Origin of the sequence: Marinimicrobium koreense (assembly GCF_003762925.1) — a bacterium.
GTDB classification, from domain to species: domain Bacteria; phylum Pseudomonadota; class Gammaproteobacteria; order Pseudomonadales; family Cellvibrionaceae; genus Marinimicrobium; species Marinimicrobium koreense.
Genome location: NZ_RJUK01000001.1, coordinates 120,921 through 138,608, shown reverse-complemented (window position 1 = coordinate 138,608; position 17,688 = coordinate 120,921). Strand labels below are relative to the sequence as shown.

Genomic DNA, 17,688 nt, shown 5'->3' with positions numbered 1-17,688 from the left:
CGCGGCGGTGGTTCAAACCCGAAACGGATCAAGGGAATTCCGCCCGGGTCGAATAAAAGGCCGTATAATACCGCGAGCGACCGCAGTTTTGCAGGCCACAAACCGGCTTCATACCGAGAGGAGAAATTTGTGTTTTCATTCGGAACCCTCATTATTACCGCGCTGATTTGTCTGTTGGGCGGTGGTGCCCTGGGCGCGGTACTTTACAAACTGACCGATTCGGGCTCCCGCAGCAAGGAACTCGAAGAGCGGGTTCTGCGCGCTGAAGATGAGCTCAAGCGGTACCAGCAGGATGTGTCCGAGCATTTTGCGAAGACCTCCGAGCTGGTAAACAACCTGACCCAGAGCTATCGCGACGTTTACGAGCACTTGGCAAACAGCGCACTCAAGCTGACCACTCCGGCCCTGAGCCGGCAGATTCTGGACTCGGCCAATACCCAGTTGCTGGGCTCGGAAAAAACCTACCTGAGTGAGGAGCATATCGAAGCTCCCCGGGATTGGGCTCCCAAGAACGGCAAGGGGCAGCTCAGTGAAGAGTACGGTCTGCACGACGAGGGCGAGTACGAATCGCCCTATCAGTACGGTTCTTCGGACACTTACACCGAAGAAACCCAGGATGACAAGCCAGACACCCCAACCGAGCCGCCTCGGGGAGCCATCTGATTTCCCGCTCATGTCACCGTGGTTACACCTACCGGCGGGCATGTCCCGCTGGTCCTTTATCTTCCAACACCGGAGACTGTAGATGAGCGCACGAGGTCTGCTTCAGTCCCTCGGCTGGCCCGTCGCCACCGGACTGCTCATTGCACTACTGACGCTGCTCGCGTTCCCCGAGCTTCGGGGGCCGAACGGTGCGCCCGACCCGACGCGCCCGGCCATCACGTCCTACGCGGACGCCGTCGATCGGGCCGCCCCCGCGGTGGTCAGCATTTACACCCGTAAAATTCAGGAACAGCAGCGCCACCCCTTGGCGGACCATCCTTTTTATCGCCGCTTCTTTCCTGAGCGCCCGCAGCAGCAACGCGCGCAATCCGCGCTGGGCTCCGGCGTCATTGTCGACCCCCGCGGCTACCTGCTGACCAATGAGCATGTGATCAACGGCGCCGACGAGATTCAGGTTCTACTGTATGACGGCCGCGAAACCCGCGCCCGATTGGTCGGCACAGACCCAGAGAGCGATCTGGCGGTACTGAAGATTGACCTGGAAGACCTCACCGTCATCGATGTTCCCGAGCCTACCCAGGCGCGCGTAGGGGATATTGTGCTCGCCATTGGCAATCCCTTTGGTGTGGGCCAGACCGTCACCCAGGGTATTCTGAGTGCCACCGGCCGCTACAACCTGAACCTCAGCGAGTACGAGAACTTCCTCCAGACCGATGCCGCGGTGAATGTGGGCAACTCCGGCGGAGCCCTGGTGGACATCCATGGACAGCTCCTGGGCATCAACACCGCCATTCTCGGCGAGGGCAACACTTCCGTGGGAGTCAGCTTCGCCATTCCGGCGGACTCCGCCATGCGGGCACTGCGCGAGATCATCGAGCATGGCCGGGTGGTGCGCGGCTGGCTCGGCCTGGAGGTTCGCCCCCTGAGCCAGGATCAGGCCAGCGCCCTCGCCATGAACTCGACCCAGGGCGTGGTGGTCACCGCCGTGTACAGCGGCAGCCCGGCCGAACAGGCGGGCCTGACGCCGGGCGACATTCTGACCCACATTGACGACGAGTCCGTTGGCAACGGTCGGCGCGGCATGAACCAGATCGCCGCCACCGCCCCGGGCAGCGAGGTGACCCTGCGCATTCTGCGCAACGGCGAGCCGATTGAGCTGGAAACGGTCATCGGTGAGCGTCCCCTGCCGGCCAGCACCTGAGCACCCCGGCCGGGACAGCCCCTCACGCCACAAAAAAGGCCGACCCCGATACCGGGTGTCGGCCTTTTTTGTGGACGCTGAATCGGCTATACCTTGATTCGGTACTCCGCCGAGCGAGCATGCGCTTCCAGCGCTTCACCGCGCGCCAATACCGAGGCGGTTTTGGCCAGCTCCGAGGCACCTTCAGCTGAACAGTGAATGATGGAGCTGCGCTTCTGGAAATCATACACCCCCAGGGGTGAGGAAAACCGCGCAGTGCCCGAGGTCGGCAGAACGTGGTTCGGACCTGCGCAGTAATCGCCCAGTGCCTCCGGCGTATAACGACCCATGAAAATGGCGCCAGCATGGGCCACCTTGGGCAACAGGGCATCCGGATCGGCCACGGACAGCTCCAGGTGCTCCGGAGCAATCCGGTTGCTGACTGCCAGCGCCTGGTCCATATCCTGCACCAGAATCAGCGCACCGCGATTGGCCAACGAGGTCCGGGCAATCGCCTCCCGGCTCAAGGTCGGCAACAGACGCTCCATGGCCGCCTCTACCCGATCGAGAAACGCCGCATCCGGGCTCACCAGTATCGACTGGGCCTGCTCATCGTGCTCAGCCTGGCTGAACAGATCCATAGCGATCCAGTCCGGATCCGTCTGGCCATCGCAGATCACCAGAATCTCCGAGGGACCGGCGATCATGTCAATATCCACCATTCCGAACACGGCGCGCTTGGCGGTGGCAACATAAATGTTTCCCGGCCCGACAATCTTGTCCACTTTCGGCAGGCTCTCTGTGCCGTAAGCCAAGGCCGCCACCGCCTGAGCACCACCCACCGTCACCACCTTGTCCACGCCGGCCACCGCCGCTGCCGCAAGCACCATGGCATTGAGTTCGCCACCCGGGGCCGGCACGACCATCACCAGCTCCGCCACGCCGGCGACTTTGGCCGGAATCGCATTCATCAGGACCGATGAGGGATAAGAAGCCTTGCCACCGGGCACATAGAGCCCGACCCGCGCCATGGGTGTCACCTTCTGCCCCAGCCGGGTCCCATCCTCCTCGGTGTAATCCCAGGACGGTTGCCGCTGATGCTCGTGGTAACGCCGAATCCGCTCCGCCGCTACTTCCAGCGCCTGGCGCTGCTCGGCGGGCAGTGACTCAAGCGCTTCATGCAACTTGCTCTCAGGCACAATCAGATCCGCCAGCGAGCTGACCTCACGACGATCCAGGCGGTTGGTGTACTCCACCAACGCCGCATCACCGCGTGTCTTGACGGCCTGAAGAATCTCGTCCACCACCTCGGCGACCCCGGCATCGGACACACTGTCCCAGGCCAGCAGGGCATCGAGACGCGCACTGAAATCCGCAGTGGAGGCATCCAGGCGAGCGATCAGAGGTTGCTTGTCAGTCATGGAAAAATCTCGTCATTACGGCCAGAGCCGGTCTACACGTCAGGCCGGACGCTTGGCGTCAACGGCTTCACCAATGGCGTCAATCACGGATTGAATCAGCACATGCTTCATCTTCATGGACGCCTTGTTTACGATCAGCCGCGAGCTGATATCGGCGATGTGCTCCCGGGGCTCCAGCCCATTGGCAAGCAGCGTATTGCCGGTATCGACGATATCCACAATTTCGTCCGCCAGATGCATGATCGGCGCCAGCTCCATCGCACCGTACAGCTTGATGATGTCGGTCTGCCGACCACAACTGGCGTAGTATTGTTTGGCCACATTCACATACTTGGTGGCCACCCGCAGACGGCCCTGGCTCGGCGGCGCGCCTTTGATGGCCGCGGTCATCAGACGACACCGGGCAATGTCCAGATCCAGTGGCTCATAAAGGCCTTCGGCGCCATTTTCCATCAGGGTATCCTTTCCGGAAATCCCCATGTCGGCGGCCCCGAACTGCACGTAGGTGGGCACATCCGCACCGCGCAACACCAGCAGGCGCACGTCGGGCCGGGTGGTCTCAAACACCAGCTTGCGGCTCTTGTCGATGTCTTCCGCCGGTTCGATACCGGCCGCAGCCAACAGCGGCAGAGTTTCTTTCAGAATACGGCCCTTGGTCAGGGCAATGGTCAATGTCTGGGTCATGGGTCTCATCTGGAGGTCAGGGGACGCGGCCGGTCGCCCGCTCACGCGCGGCGTTCCGGCCTCTGTGCTCGGTCCGTCAGTTTGGAACCCGACGAATGTTCGCGCCCAACATTTGCAGTTTTTCTTCAATACACTCGTAACCACGATCAATATGGTAAATGCGGTCCACCAGCGTGGTGCCATCCGCTACCAGACCGGCGATCACCAGACTGGCCGAGGCCCGCAGGTCCGTTGCCATCACGGGGGCACCTTTGAGCCGGTCCACGCCCTGGATCAGAGCGGTGTTGCCCTCAAGGGTGATCTTTGCGCCCATCCGGTTCAGTTCGTGCACCTGAATCAGGCGGTTCTCAAAGATGGTTTCGGTCACCGAGCTGGCGCCCTCTGCCACCGCGTTCATCGCGGTAAACTGGGCCTGCATGTCCGTGGGAAAGGCCGGATAGGGCGCCGTGCGCAAGCTGACGCCCCGGGGCCGCTTACCTTTCATGTCCAGCTCTATCCAGGTATCCCCGATGGTGATTTCCGCTCCGGCCTCTTCCAGCTTGAGCAGCACCGCCTCGAGAATATCGGCCCGGGTGTCTTTCAGGCGCACCCGACCACGGGTCGCCGCCGCGGCCACCAGGTAAGTGCCGGTTTCAATCCGGTCCGGCATCACACTGTAGGTACACGAGTGCAGACGCTCGACGCCGTGAACCGTGAGCGTCTGGGTGCCAATGCCTTCGATCCGGGCGCCCATGGCTTCCAGACAATAGGCCAGATCCACCACTTCGGGCTCCCGGGCGGCATTTTCCAGCACCGTGGTGCCTTCGGCCAATACTGCCGCCATCAACAGGTTTTCGGTGCCGCCGACGGTCACCGTGTCCATCAGGATGTGCGCCCCTTTCAGGCGGCCCTTGCTACGGGCACGAATGTAACCTTCGTCCACATCAATTTCCGCCCCCATGGCCTCCAGGCCACGCAGGTGAATATCCACCGGACGACTGCCAATGGCGCACCCCCCGGGAAACGACACGTTGGCCTCTCCGAAGCGGGCCAACAGCGGGCCCAACACCAGGATCGAGGCACGCATGGTTTTCACCAGCTCGTAAGGGGCGGTGAGATCATTGATGCTGGTGGGGTCGACCTCGACGCACATTTTCTCGTCGATGGTGACGCCCACCCCCATGCAGCGCAGCAGCGCCAGCATGGTGGTAATGTCATTCAGATGCGGCATGTTGCACACATGCACCGGACCATCGGCCAGCAGCGTCGCCGCCAGAATCGGCAGGGCCGAGTTTTTCGAGCCGGAAATCCGAATCTCGCCATTGAGCGGCGGCCCGCTTTGAATTTGCAATTTATCCATAGAAAATCACTTGTCGGTCATCGCGCGCTCGCGATGCAATTACTGCTGTTGCTGCCACTGTTCCGGCGTGAAGGTTTTCATGTGCACTGCGTGGATGGTGCCCTGGGCAATGCTGTCGGTCAGCGCCGAGTACACCAGCTGCTGTTTCTTGACCGGCGTCATGCCCTCGAACGCGGAGCTGACGACAACGAGATTGATATGGCTGCCATCAATTCCCACCTGCACGGTGCTATCGGGAACTTTGGCTTCTACCAGTGCTTTGATCTGTTCGGGTTGCATAGACTATCCAGTAATTGACTACCTGGGCCAGACGTTTACTGCCCAGGCCAGAGGTCTGCGGGCCAGAGGTTTATGGGCCAAAGCGGAATCTTACCTGAATGCGTCGTTCACCGCATCCCGAAAGCCGTCCGCCAACCCCAGAAACAACCATTCCGCCAACCCCAGAAACAACAATGCCGCCGCCCGTGAGGCGACGGCATGAGAGTGGGTGCCGAGACGGCGTTTACATCTCATCCAGCCAGTTGTCGATCACCTTGTCCAGGTCACCGTTATACTTTTTGGCGGCCTGGCCGAACTGGCTGCGGAACGAGCGCCCAAGGTTCACGCCGTCCAGCACCAGATTGATCAGCTTCCACTCGCCGGAGCGGTTTTTGGCCATGGTGTAAGACAGACGATAGGTGGAGCCATCGTGCTTCACTTCCTGATCAACACTGACCCGACGCTTGTCTTCCACATCTTCGGAAGGCGGGCGGATGCTGATTTCGCTATCCACGTAGTTGGCAATCCCCTTGGCATAGGTGGTCACCAGGCCCCGCTTGAACACCTGAACAAAGGTTTCCACCTGCTCATCGCTGGCATCGGAGCGGTGCGATCCCATGACCGCCTTGGCAATGAATTCGAAATCCACCACGGGCTCCAGAATGCCCTGGATTTCGTCGTAGTACTGCTCAGCGTTGTCACTGCCACCGTTGTACTTCTGCACCACATCGAACAGGACTTCGGTCACCTCCTCAATCAGCTCGTGAGGCGTTTCCTGCTTGGGATCTACCGGCTCTGCGGCCCAAACGTTTGCCGCCAACAGCCAGGAGGCCATCAGGGCTACGACCGAACGGAAAGTGATGCTTGCAATGTTGGGTTGGGTCATAGGGGGTTCCTTACAGATTCCAGCTTCCGGGTGATGGGCCTTCCAGCCCGGGAGCCCGGACCATGCCGGGCTGCGCCATAAAGGCTATATCATAACATTGACTCGGCCTCGCTACCTACGCTCTGACCGTAAAAGAATGTTAGTGTTCCCTCTCGAACCCTACGCCACAAACCACGAGATTGATCAATGACAACCTGGGGTTGGTCCGTTATGGCTCTGCTGGCCGGTTTCGTCGGCCTGATCTGGAGCGCTGATCGCTTTGTCGAAGGCAGCGCCGCCCTCGCCCGCCGCCTGGGCGTGTCGAAACTCGTCATCGGTCTGACCATTGTCGCCTTTGGCACCTCGGCACCCGAAATCATGGTCTCGTTAAGCGCCTCACTGCGCGAAGCGGGAGAATTGGCTGTGGGCAACGCGCTCGGCTCCAACCTGGCCAATATGGGACTGGTACTGGCCATCACGGCATTGTTGGTCGCCCTGCCCATCCAGCATCACCTGCTGACCCGGGAGCTGCCCGCTCTACTGATCATCACCCTGCTGGCCGGTTATACCCTCTATGACGGCCAACTGACACGCCCCGAGGGCGTTCTGTTGGTGGCGGCGCTGACCATCACGTTAGGGGCTCTGGCCTTGACCCGTCGCGCCCACCCGGAAGAGGTGGACGACGAGATCCCGAATTACACCGGTATGGCGGCAACCCTCTGGTTTCTGATCGGGTTGATTGCCCTGGTGATCAGCGCCGAACTTCTGGTCTGGGGCGCGCAGAACCTGGCCCTGGCTGCTGGCGTCTCGCCGCTGGTGGTGGGGCTGACCGTCATCGCCGTGGGCACCAGCCTGCCCGAGCTGGCTGCGTCGGTCGGCAGCGCCCTGAAAGGCCACCAGGATATGGCGCTGGGCAATATCATCGGCTCCAACCTGTTCAACCTGCTGGCGGTCATGGCCTTACCGGGCCTGATTCAGGAGCCGGTCATGGACCGGCAGGTGTTCCACCGGGATTATCTGGCCATGGCCGCAATGACGTTCACCCTGGCGATAGCCATCGGCGTGGATTACCGCTTGCGCCGCAACGCTCACACAGGTTCGGGGGAGGCTCGCGGGCACTTGGGTCGGCTCATTGCCTTGGTGCTACTGGCGGCCTATATCGGTTATTACGTTTGGCTGTTCAACACTCTGTAGTCCGGCATTCGTCATCCCCGGTCCAAGGCCGTATAATGAGCCGCTTTACCATGCCGAGTATTTGCACCGTCCATGACTGACTTCGACTTTATCCACTCCGGACAGCGCACCATCGATATTGAACAGCAGGCCGTGGCGGCCTTGCGCGAGCGAATCGATGCCCGTTTTACCCGGGCCTGCGAGCTGATGCTTGGGGTCTCCGGACGGGTGATTGTCACCGGCATGGGCAAATCCGGGCACATTGCCAAAAAAATTGCGGCCACGCTGGCCAGCACCGGCACCCCCGCCTTCTTTGTCCACCCCGGTGAGGCGAGCCACGGCGACCTGGGCATGATCACCCGGGAAGACGCGGTCATCGCCATCTCCTACTCCGGCAACTCCGATGAAATCATCACCCTGCTTCCGCTGCTCAAGCGCCTCGGGGTGCCCATCATCAGCATGACCGGCAACCCCCGTTCACCGCTGGCCGAAGAAGCGGCCGTCGACCTGGACATCAGTGTCACCACCGAGGCCTGTCCGCTGGCACTGGCACCGACGGCAAGTACTACCGCGACCCTGGTCATCGGCGATGCCCTGGCCATTGCCCTGCTGGAGGCCCGCGGTTTTACCGCCGAGGACTTCGCCTTCTCCCACCCCGGAGGCACGCTTGGGCGCAAGCTGCTGTTGCGCGCCGAAGACATCATGCACCGCGGCGCGGCCATTCCACGGGTGAGCGTTCACACCAGTCTGTCCCAGGCATTGCTGGAGATGACCCGCAAGGGCTTCGGCATGACCACCATTGTGGATGAGCATGACCAACTGCTGGGCATTTACACCGACGGCGACCTGCGCCGCAGCATCGACCGGGGCGCCGACCTCAAGGATGCCGAAATCGGCCAACTGATGAACGCCAACCCCAAAACCATCGACGCCCACACGCTGGCGGCCGAGGCGCTAAAAATCATGGAAGACAAAAAAATTACCGCCCTGATTGTTCTCGACGAACAAAGACGGCCCCAGGGGGTCGTACATATGCACGATATTCTTCGCGCGGGCATCATCTGATGCCTGAATTCCAAACCTCAAAACCTGCGTACCGCTTCCAATGACCGACCCGAAGGCCCCACACAAAGATTTTGCGCAACGCGCTCAGGCCATTTCACTGCTGTTGCTGGACGTGGACGGCGTGCTCACCGACGGCAACCTCTACTTCACCGAAACCGGCGACGAACTCAAAGCGTTCTGCACCCTGGACGGCCTCGGCATCAAACTGCTGCGGCGCAGCGGCATAGAGGTGGGCATTATCAGCGGCCGCAAAACCGACCTCGTGGCCCGACGCGCACGCAGTCTGGGGTTGGACCTGGTCATTCAGGGACGCGAGGACAAATGGGACGCCCTGAGCGAATGGCGCGAACAACACCCCGTATCCCTGAACCAGATTGCGTTCATGGGCGATGACTGGCCGGACCTCACCATCATGACCCGGGTCGGCCTGGCCCTGACCGTGGCCAATGCCCATCCGGCGGTCGCCGAGCGCTCCCACTGGCAGAGCGAGCTCCGGGGCGGCCAGGGTGCCGTCCGGGCCGCCTGCGATGCCCTGTTGAAAGCCCGGGGCGACTACGAGCGGCTATTGGCCGACTACCTCGCCCCCGACCAGGAGGCACGCTGATATGTGGAAACACCCACTGACCTGGATTGGCCTGTTTCTGCTGATCGCTCTGGTGGCGGTGTGGGACTACTCACCGGAAGACCTGCTGCGCGCACCCCCTGAGGCGCAAACGCGCTTTCCCCAGGCGTTCATGGTGGCTTCCGAAACCCGGCGCTATGACCCGGAAGGCCAGCTGCAATACCGGATGCTGAGCGAGCGGGCCGATCACTTCCAACACCTGCCCAATCGCTCGAGCCCCAAGGACTACTCGCTGATTCAGGCACCCGATGTAACTGTGTTCGGCGAGGATACCCCGCCCTGGCAACTGACCGCCCGGCTCGGCCGCAGCGACGCGACGGGCGAGACTCTGGTGTTCACCGGCGAGGTCCGGGCCTGGCAGCAGAGCGCCAATGGGGCGATGGAAATCACCACCCCCGAACTCCAGGTAGAGCCCAACCGGCAATTCGCGCAGACCGACAAAGCTGTTACCATGCGCTCCCCTCAGGGCCGACACGACGCCGTTGGTATGCGCGCCGACCTGGCCGAAGATCAAATTGAATTACTATCGGAGGTGCGCGGCACCTATGAACCACCCCAAGGGAACTGACATCGTCCGGCGCGCGCGCCACCTTGCGCTGTTCGCGCTACTGGGTGCCCTGCTGGCCCCCGGCGCCGCCGCCCTGCCCGATGACCAGCAACAGCCGATTTACATCGAGTCCGACCGCGCCGAGCGGGACGGGCAGAAAGGCATCATGCGGTATGAAGGCGATGTGCGCCTGCGCCAGGGCAGCCTGAACATTCGCGCCGAAAGCCTGGTGGTACACACCGACACCAACCGGCAAGTGGAGCGGGTGGTGGCCGAAGGCACCCCGGCCCACTTTGAGCAGCAACCCGATGTGGACGATCAGCCCGTTGCCGCCCAGGCCAACACCATCCGCTACGACGTGGCCAGCGAGCGCCTGGAGCTGCTGACCAACGCCCGGATCGTACAGGGCGACGCCACCATGAGCGGCAATCGGATCGATTACGACATGGCCAGTGAAATCCTCAAGGCCGAGGGCGATACGGAATCCGATAGCCCGCGTATCGAAATGGTATTGCCACCGCAAAGCGACCGCGCTGAACAGGACTGACTCATGCCCAGCTTGCACGCCCTGAACCTGGCCAAAAGTTACAAAACCCGCAAAGTGGTGCTCGATGTCTCCCTGTCGGTATCTACCGGACAGATCGTGGGGCTGCTCGGTCCCAACGGGGCGGGCAAAACCACCTGCTTTTACATGATCGCCGGCCTGATTGGCGCCGACAACGGCCGGGTACTGATCGACCAGCAGGACATCACCCACCTGCCCATTCACGGGCGGGCGCGCGCCGGCATCGGTTATCTGCCCCAGGAAGCCTCGGTGTTCCGCAAACTCACGGTCTCCGACAACATCATGGCGATCCTGGAAACCCGCAAGGAGCTGAACCGCAAACAGCGCCTGGCCAAGCTCGACGCCCTGCTGCGAGAATTCCACATCACCCACATCAAGGACAGCCTGGGCATGTCACTGTCCGGGGGCGAACGTCGCCGGGTGGAAATCGCCAGAGCCCTGGCCACCGAACCCCAGTTCATTCTGCTGGATGAGCCTTTCGCCGGCGTGGATCCGATCTCCGTCTCGGACATCAAACAGATTGTCCGGCATCTGAAAGAGCGCGGCATCGGCGTGTTGATCACCGATCACAACGTACGGGAGACACTGGATATCTGCGAAAAAGCCTACATTGTCAGCGAAGGCCACATTATCGCCGAGGGTACCGCCGCCGATGTACTGGCCAATGAGCGGGTCCGGGAAGTTTACCTGGGCGAACACTTCCATCTCTAGCTCGGGACCACCTTTAACGCAGCGGGTTTAACCGGCCCGTTCGGCTCTTGACAAATCCTGTTTCTTGCGCCTTGGGCACAAAGATTGCTTATCCTTGTTGCCAGTGGCCTTCCGTCTGACTAAACTCTGGGTAATTCGACACATTTCGTTTCGACCGGGGTCCCAGCAGCATACCCATGAAACAATCCCTACAGCTCAAACTCGGCCAACAGCTGACCATGACACCTCAGTTGCAGCAGGCGATTCGCCTGTTGCAACTGTCCACCCTGGACCTCCAGCAGGAAATCCAGGAGGCGCTCGACTCCAACCCCATGCTGGAGGTGGAGGAGACCCATGACAGCCCCGAGGAAAAAAGTAACGACGACCGGGAATCCGACGCCCGCAACGGCAAAGACACCCGGGACGGCGAGAGCCAACCCAGCGCGGACAGTGATGGCGCCGATCTCGGCCAGACCGACAGTGACTGGAACGATGAAATCCCCAACGACCTGCCCGTCGACACCAGTTGGGACGATGTGTACCAGTCCACTCCCGCCGCCTCCAGCCCCTACGAGGGCGATGAAAACAGCGATTATGACAGCCGACGGGGCACCACCGACTCGCTCTACGATCACCTGATGTGGCAACTGAACCTGACCCCCATGTCCGACCGGGACCGGATCATTGCCATGACGCTGATCGACGCCGTCGAACCCAGCGGCATGCTCTCCATCTCGCTGGACGAAATTTTCGAGGGTCTGCAAAACGACTGGGAAGAGCTCGAGTACGATGAAATTGTCGCGGTCCAGCACCGCGTTCAGCAGTTTGACCCCTGCGGCGTCGCCAGCCAGAACCTGTCCGAATGCCTGCTCGTCCAATTGCAGCAGCTGCCGGCGGATACGCCGCTGTTGGAAGCGGCCAAGACCATTGTCCGCCAGTACCTGCCGCAGCTGGCCAGTCGCGACTACCGTCAGTTGATGCGTCGCACCCGGCTGAAAGAGCACGAGCTGCGCGACGCGATTGTCCTGATCCAGAGCCTCAATCCGCGCCCCGGTGACCAGATTGCCAGCGGTGACGTGGAGTATGTGGTACCGGACGTCTTTGTCGAGAAACGCGAAGGCCGTTGGATGGTCGAGCTCAACCCCGACATTGCACCGCGCCTGCGGATCAACCCGGGCTATGCCTCCATGGTAAAGCGGGCCGACTCCAGCACCGACAACACCTTCCTCAAAGACAACCTGCAGGAAGCCCGCTGGTTTCTGAAAAGCCTGCAAAGCCGCAACGAAACCCTGCTCAAGGTAGCCACCTGCATCGTCGAGAAGCAGCGCGGCTTTCTGGATCATGGCGCCGAGGCCATGCGCCCCTTGGTCCTGCACGACATCGCCGAACTGGTGGATATGCATGAATCGACCATCTCCCGGGTGACCACACAGAAATACATGCACACCCCCCAGGGTATCTTCGAGCTCAAATACTTTTTCTCGAGCCATGTCAGCACGGAATCCGGCGGCGAGTGCTCTTCCACCGCAATCCGGGCTATCATTAAGAAGCTGGTGGCCTCCGAGTCACCCCAGAAGCCACTGAGTGACAGTAAGATTACCGCGCTGCTGGCCGAACAGGGCATCAAGGTAGCCCGGCGAACCATTGCCAAATACCGGGAGTCGCTGGGCATTCCCCCATCGAACGAACGAAAAACCCTGGGGCCGGCCTGAGGCCCCGGAGGAAGGTGACGCCGCGTGGCTGGCACTGCTATGCTAGGCGGCAGGAGACCAGACGCCAGCATTTGCAGGATGGGCCCGGCTGTCGACCCGGACGTTGAAGCAGTCGGTTGCGGGTCCGTAACCATCACGTGATCGCCACGCCAAAGAGGATGTTGCTATGCAAATCAATATCAGCGGCCACCACCTGGATCTGACTGACGCTTTGAAAGACTATGTCTCCAACAAGCTTGAACGCCTGACCCACCACCACGACAAAATCACCAGCACCGACGTCATACTGTCGGTGGAAAAGCTGGAACAGAAGGCCGAGGCACGCGTTCACGTCAGCGGGAAAGACCTGTTCGCCGACGCCGTCGATCAGGATATGTACGCCGCTATTGACCAGTTGACTGACAAACTGGACCGGCAACTCATCAAACATAAAGAGAAGCTACGAAGCCATCGTTGAACCTATGGATATCAAAACCATCATCACTCCGGGCCGCACACTGTGCGGCATTGAGGGCGTCAGCAAAAAGCGGGCGCTGGAAATTCTGGCCAACACCATTGCCGAGGACGTACCGACGATTGACGCCGACGACCTGTTTCGGCGCCTGATCGGCCGGGAGCGTCTGGGGTCGACCGGCATCGGCCACGGCATCGCCATTCCCCACTGCCGGGTGAGCAACTGTGAGGGCACCATCGGTGCCCTCATTACGCTCAAAGAACCCATCGATTTCGACGCCATCGACGGTGAGCCGGTGGATGTGCTGTTTGCCATGCTGGTACCGGAAAACGCGCACAGCGAGCACCTGCAGACCCTGGCCTCGCTGGCCAGCATGCTCAATGACGCCGAGTTCCGGGCTCGCCTGCGGGCCGCCGACAGCAATGAGTCGCTCTACGATGTGGCCATTGGAGAGCCGGCCGCGAGCTGAACCGCAGCCCCAAACCCCGATCGCCATCCGCACCGATTACCAGGACAGTCTGCCCCATGCACTTGATCATTGTCAGTGGCCTCTCCGGCTCCGGAAAAAGTACGGCGCTGCACGTACTCGAAGACGTCGGCTATAACTGCATCGACAACCTGCCGGTGAGCCTGTTGCCCGCACTGGTCGCCCAAATCCAGATTCACCGGGACAGCGACGACCAGAACTTCGCCATCGGTATCGATGTGCGCAACGCCTGGCAGGACCTGAACATCTTTCCGGACATGATCAAAACCCTGAAAGATGCCCATATCCCGATTTACGTCCTGTTCCTGGACACCGGTGTCCCCGTGCTCATGCAGCGCTTCAGCGAAACCCGCCGCAAGCACCCATTGAGTGATCGGGATACCAACCTGCAGGAATCGATTCGCGAGGAGCAACACCTGCTGGAGCCGATCCGGGACACCGCAGACCAGGTACTGGACACCAGCCATCTCAACCTGCACGAACTGCGCGACCTGGTCAAAGACCGGGTGGTGGGCTCCCAGGAGACCACCATGGCCATCCAGTTCGAGTCCTTCGGCTTCAAACACGGCGTTCCGGTGAATGCCGATCTGGTGTTCGATGCCCGCTGCCTGCCTAACCCCCACTGGAAGCCCAACCTGCGGCCGTTGACCGGAAAGGACGCTGAGGTGGCGGCCTTTCTCGAGGGCGAGGAAAAAGTGCAGGCCATGTACCAGGATATCGAGGACTACCTGACCCGCTGGCTGCCCCACTACCAGGCCAACAGCCGCAGCTATATCACCATCGCCATCGGCTGCACCGGCGGGCAGCACCGCTCGGTCTACCTGGCCGAACGGCTGCAGAAGCATTTTGCCCAACAATACGATAACGTTCTGGTTCGTCACCGGGAACTCAACACTGCGGACAGACACTGACCCCATGCCGTCATCCATCATCACGTTGATCAATCAAAAAGGCCTGCATGCCCGGGCCGCCGCCAAGCTGGCCACGACCGCCGGTCAGTTTGATTGTGACGTGCGTGTCCGGTGCGACGGCAGCGACACTTGGGTTGACGGCAAAAGCGTCATGTCCCTGATGCTTCTGGCGGCGGCCTGCGGCACCGACCTGGAGCTGACGGCCGACGGCCACGACGCAGATAACGCATTGGACGCCCTATGCGCCCTGATCAATGACCGATTTGACGAAGGCGAGTAGCTCAGGAGCCCCATGACTGAGCGTATGAAACGGAGAGCAAGGACCATGAAACATTTCAGCCAGACCCTCACCATCGCACTGATGGCCCTCACCGCCACCCTGCTGTCAGCTTGCGGCAGCGACAGCGCTGGCGGCGGCCGTCTTGACCTGCGCGCACCCATTGATGGCACACCGACAGGCGACCTCACCCTCAGCCCGGCGCGGGCCGACAGCGAGTACGCCTCCGTCCTGGCCGATTGCGCACGCCCATTCAATCGCGGTGGCGACAATGAGTTCGACGCCTGCCGTCTCGGGCAGCTACCCCTGCTGGGCCAGGAGCACGATCAGGTCACCGTCGATGATGTACTCGAACGCACCCTGGTCAGTCACGACTGGATGGCCAACCGCTTTGAGCAGGCCCTGACCGCCTTGCCGGACGACCTGCTGCAATTGTTCAGCGGCGTGACTGCGGTGGTGATTGGCGCCGACATTCGCCCCTCCTATTACTGGCTGGCCACCGGGTCCATATACCTTGACCCCGCCTATCTCTGGCTGACCATTGAGGAGCGCGATACCATCTCCCGGGAACCCGACTTCCGCAGCGGTTTTGATCGGGAGCTGAACTTTGAAAGCCTGGCCCGCTTTGTCAAAGGCGGCGACTACGCCTGGAGCAGCGCGCCCCTGAGCGGCCCCGGTGACGACCGGACCCTCGAACAGATTCTCGCGCCCATGTCGGCGCTGCTGTTTCACGAACTGGCACACGCCAACGATTACATTCCCCCCGCTGAGCACGCCAATCTCAACAGTGAGTGGACCGTGGCCGAGGCGGCCATTCAGCTCGAATCCGACAGCGTGTCGGCTACCCTCGCGGGCACTTATCCACTCAGCTCGACACTGATGATGGACCTGGCCGAAGTGAGCTTTCAGGGCCGGGATGCTACCGAGGCGGAGAAACAACTGACACCCCGGGAGGTCGGCCTGGAGTTCGCAGGCGATATCGCCACGGATGCTTACGCCTACGTCAGCAGTGGGGAGCGGGAACTGTTTTTTGAAGATACCGCCATGCTGTTCGAGGAGGCGATGATGCAACACTATTTTGGCATCACGCGCGAGGTGGCCTTTACCGACCGGCCCGAGGGCGACGAGGTTTTCTGCGATGATTACATTGTCCGCTGGGGCGAACGCGGCCGGGCTGGCAACGAACAGATTCGGCCCCGCCTGGCGCTGATCCTGCCCCTGTTGCTGGACCACAGTGACACCGAGCCCTATCTGGCGTCGCTGCCGGAATCCGAACCGATGACCAACAACCTGGGTTGGTGCGCGAACCTGAGCCCAAGTGCCATGGGCCTGCACACCGAGCGCGACGGCCAGTGGCGCGAGCCTCTTCCGGTACAGGACCAGCGCCATGGCCCCGGCCATCCGCACTCTTCTTTTCACTAGAGCACATCGCTCAGTACAGGCTTTGATGTTATGACCGACCGCAAATTTTTCGATGACGACAGCGAACAGGATGATGACTTCGTCAGTAAAACCCAGCGCAAGAAAGAAATGCACGCGCTGCAGGAGCTGGGTAAACAGCTCGTCGAGCTCAACGACGAGCAACTGGCCCGTATGCCCCTGGAGCCCAAGCTCGAGGCCGCGGTGGTCGAAATGCGTCGCATCCGGCACCGCGAGGCGCGGCGCCGGCAACTACAGTTTATCGGCCGGTTGATGCGCGACGCGGATCAGGACGGCATCCAGGCGGCACTGGATCAGTTCAACCACCAGAGCCGGGCCAGCATTCAGATTCATCACCAGGCCGAGCAGTGGCGCGACCGCTTACTGACCGAGCCGGACGCGCTGCAGGAATTCATCGATCAACACCCCGGCGTGGATATCCAACACCTGCGCCAACTGCTGCGCCAGGCGCAGAAAGAAGCCAGCCAGAACAAGGCACCGAGCAGCGCCCGCAAACTGTTCAAGGAAATTCGGGACACGCTGTCCGAGGCCGCGCTGAACGGCTGAGCCCACCGTTCAACGCCCGCTCCTACCAGGGCAGATCGCTACCGTCCCAGTGTACAAAGCGCCCGGTGTCCTCGGGCGTCAACGCCTGAATCACCGACCACAACCGCTCGGCGGTCAGCTCGGGGCTGAACAGCTTGTCAGGCCCCAGAGAGCTGGTGAAGGGTTTGGACAGGGGCGTATCGGTGGTACCGGGGTGCAACGCGATCAGACTCAGCTTGCGGTGCGACCGGGCCAACTCCACCGAGGCGGTTTTCACCAGCATGTTGAGCGCCGCCTTGGAAGCGCGATAGCCGTACCAGCCGCCCAACCGGTTGTCGCTGATGCCGGCAATTTTGGCGCTCAACATGACCGCCTTGCTCGGCTCCGAGCGGGGCATCAGCGGAATGAAATACTTCATGATCAGCGCGGGCACGATACTGTTGACTGCGAAATACTCGGTCAGTTGAGCGCTGTTGAGCTCGGCCAGCTTCTTTTCCGGGTAGCGGTGCTCCCCCTTCGCCGTGCCATGCAACACCCCCACCGCACAGAACAGTGCGGTCACAGGCCCACCGTTTTCTTTGATCTGTTCAGCCAGCTCCGCCAGCGCCGCTTCACTGTAGTCACAGGTAAAGTGCTGAACCCCTGCGGGCAGTTGGGCGGGCGCCTGTCGGCTGACGGCAAGCACCTGATACTCGCTCAGCAAATGCGGCATCAGGGCTTGGGCGATGGCGCTGTTGGCGCCGAATACTAGGGCATAGGGTTTCATGGGGACTCCTCGGTCGTCTCCCTCTGAAGTACGACCGGGAGCCT

The 17,688-nt window shown here is 61.3% G+C and carries 22 protein-coding genes; 15 read left to right on the top strand and 7 right to left on the bottom strand.

Annotation, left to right across the window (positions count from 1 at the left end; genetic code table 11):
- The first annotated feature begins 129 nt into the window (after positions 1 to 129).
- Positions 130 to 663 (top strand): Z-ring associated ZapG family protein, encoded by a 534-nt coding sequence (locus EDC38_RS00650; RefSeq protein WP_024459579.1) that lies wholly within the window; start codon positions 130 to 132, stop codon positions 661 to 663.
- Positions 664 to 745: 82 nt separating this feature from the next.
- Positions 746 to 1,864, top strand: a complete 1,119-nt coding sequence (locus EDC38_RS00645) for a trypsin-like peptidase domain-containing protein (RefSeq protein WP_123636894.1) — start codon at positions 746 to 748, stop codon at positions 1,862 to 1,864.
- 86 nt (positions 1,865 to 1,950) lie between these two features.
- Here EDC38_RS00645 and hisD read toward each other — a convergent pair whose 3' ends face one another.
- From hisD to EDC38_RS00620, 6 genes are all read right to left on the bottom strand, one after another.
- Complete coding sequence (gene hisD, locus EDC38_RS00640; RefSeq protein WP_123636893.1) at positions 1,951 to 3,264, bottom strand: histidinol dehydrogenase; 1,314 nt, start codon at positions 3,262 to 3,264, stop codon at positions 1,951 to 1,953.
- A 39-nt stretch (positions 3,265 to 3,303) separates the two neighbouring features.
- Complete coding sequence (gene hisG, locus EDC38_RS00635) at positions 3,304 to 3,948, bottom strand: ATP phosphoribosyltransferase (RefSeq protein ID WP_123636892.1); 645 nt, start codon at positions 3,946 to 3,948, stop codon at positions 3,304 to 3,306.
- 76 nt (positions 3,949 to 4,024) lie between these two features.
- A complete protein-coding gene (gene murA, locus EDC38_RS00630) occupies positions 4,025 to 5,287 on the bottom strand; it encodes a UDP-N-acetylglucosamine 1-carboxyvinyltransferase (protein WP_123636891.1) in 1,263 nt (420 codons plus the stop codon).
- A 39-nt stretch (positions 5,288 to 5,326) separates the two neighbouring features.
- On the bottom strand, positions 5,327 to 5,566 hold the full coding sequence (locus tag EDC38_RS00625) for a BolA family protein (RefSeq protein WP_123636890.1): 240 nt from the start codon (positions 5,564 to 5,566) through the stop codon (positions 5,327 to 5,329).
- 90 nt (positions 5,567 to 5,656) lie between these two features.
- Entirely contained in the window at positions 5,657 to 5,800 is a 144-nt protein-coding gene (locus EDC38_RS16340; RefSeq protein ID WP_170162823.1) for a hypothetical protein, read from the bottom strand.
- A complete protein-coding gene (locus EDC38_RS00620) occupies positions 5,790 to 6,431 on the bottom strand; it encodes an MlaC/ttg2D family ABC transporter substrate-binding protein (RefSeq protein ID WP_123636889.1) in 642 nt (213 codons plus the stop codon). The genes EDC38_RS16340 and EDC38_RS00620 overlap by 11 nt, the downstream gene beginning before the upstream one ends.
- A 186-nt stretch (positions 6,432 to 6,617) precedes the next feature.
- Between EDC38_RS00620 and EDC38_RS00615 the strand changes: the two genes are divergently transcribed.
- The 13 genes from EDC38_RS00615 (at position 6,618) to yjgA (ending at position 16,899) form a co-directional block, all read left to right on the top strand.
- Positions 6,618 to 7,604, top strand: coding sequence for a calcium/sodium antiporter (locus EDC38_RS00615; RefSeq protein ID WP_123636888.1), 987 nt, complete (start codon positions 6,618 to 6,620; stop codon positions 7,602 to 7,604).
- A 72-nt stretch (positions 7,605 to 7,676) separates the two neighbouring features.
- Positions 7,677 to 8,648, top strand: coding sequence for a KpsF/GutQ family sugar-phosphate isomerase (locus tag EDC38_RS00610; protein ID WP_123636887.1), 972 nt, complete (start codon positions 7,677 to 7,679; stop codon positions 8,646 to 8,648).
- A gap of 40 nt (positions 8,649 to 8,688) precedes the next feature.
- Positions 8,689 to 9,252, top strand: a complete 564-nt coding sequence (locus tag EDC38_RS00605; RefSeq protein ID WP_123636886.1) for a KdsC family phosphatase — start codon at positions 8,689 to 8,691, stop codon at positions 9,250 to 9,252.
- A 1-nt stretch (position 9,253) separates the two neighbouring features.
- A complete protein-coding gene (gene lptC / locus EDC38_RS00600; RefSeq protein ID WP_123636885.1) occupies positions 9,254 to 9,838 on the top strand; it encodes an LPS export ABC transporter periplasmic protein LptC in 585 nt (194 codons plus the stop codon).
- On the top strand, positions 9,816 to 10,364 hold the full coding sequence (gene lptA / locus EDC38_RS00595) for a lipopolysaccharide transport periplasmic protein LptA (protein WP_123636884.1): 549 nt from the start codon (positions 9,816 to 9,818) through the stop codon (positions 10,362 to 10,364). Before lptC ends, lptA begins: the two co-directional genes overlap by 23 nt.
- A gap of 3 nt (positions 10,365 to 10,367) precedes the next feature.
- On the top strand, positions 10,368 to 11,093 hold the full coding sequence (gene lptB / locus EDC38_RS00590) for an LPS export ABC transporter ATP-binding protein (RefSeq protein WP_123636883.1): 726 nt from the start codon (positions 10,368 to 10,370) through the stop codon (positions 11,091 to 11,093).
- Between the two features lie 176 nt (positions 11,094 to 11,269).
- Positions 11,270 to 12,784 carry an RNA polymerase factor sigma-54 gene (locus tag EDC38_RS00585; RefSeq protein ID WP_123636882.1) on the top strand — a complete coding sequence of 505 codons (1,515 nt, stop codon included), beginning with the start codon at positions 11,270 to 11,272 and terminating at the stop codon, positions 12,782 to 12,784.
- A 166-nt stretch (positions 12,785 to 12,950) separates the two neighbouring features.
- On the top strand, positions 12,951 to 13,241 hold the full coding sequence (gene hpf, locus EDC38_RS00580; RefSeq protein ID WP_024459565.1) for a ribosome hibernation-promoting factor, HPF/YfiA family: 291 nt from the start codon (positions 12,951 to 12,953) through the stop codon (positions 13,239 to 13,241).
- A gap of 4 nt (positions 13,242 to 13,245) precedes the next feature.
- Entirely contained in the window at positions 13,246 to 13,707 is a 462-nt protein-coding gene (gene ptsN / locus EDC38_RS00575; protein ID WP_123636881.1) for a PTS IIA-like nitrogen regulatory protein PtsN, read from the top strand.
- A gap of 56 nt (positions 13,708 to 13,763) precedes the next feature.
- A complete protein-coding gene (rapZ, locus tag EDC38_RS00570) occupies positions 13,764 to 14,636 on the top strand; it encodes an RNase adapter RapZ (protein WP_123636880.1) in 873 nt (290 codons plus the stop codon).
- A 4-nt stretch (positions 14,637 to 14,640) separates the two neighbouring features.
- The gene (locus tag EDC38_RS00565) at positions 14,641 to 14,916 is read left to right on the top strand and encodes an HPr family phosphocarrier protein (protein WP_123636879.1); all 276 of its coding nucleotides are present in this window, start codon (positions 14,641 to 14,643) and stop codon (positions 14,914 to 14,916) included.
- Positions 14,917 to 14,961: 45 nt separating this feature from the next.
- On the top strand, positions 14,962 to 16,335 hold the full coding sequence (locus tag EDC38_RS00560; RefSeq protein WP_123636878.1) for a hypothetical protein: 1,374 nt from the start codon (positions 14,962 to 14,964) through the stop codon (positions 16,333 to 16,335).
- Between the two features lie 30 nt (positions 16,336 to 16,365).
- Positions 16,366 to 16,899 (top strand): ribosome biogenesis factor YjgA, encoded by a 534-nt coding sequence (yjgA, locus tag EDC38_RS00555; RefSeq protein WP_123636877.1) that lies wholly within the window; start codon positions 16,366 to 16,368, stop codon positions 16,897 to 16,899.
- 22 nt (positions 16,900 to 16,921) lie between these two features.
- Here yjgA and EDC38_RS00550 read toward each other — a convergent pair whose 3' ends face one another.
- The gene (locus tag EDC38_RS00550; RefSeq protein WP_123636876.1) at positions 16,922 to 17,644 is read right to left on the bottom strand and encodes an SDR family NAD(P)-dependent oxidoreductase; all 723 of its coding nucleotides are present in this window, start codon (positions 17,642 to 17,644) and stop codon (positions 16,922 to 16,924) included.
- Positions 17,645 to 17,688: the final 44 nt, after the last annotated feature.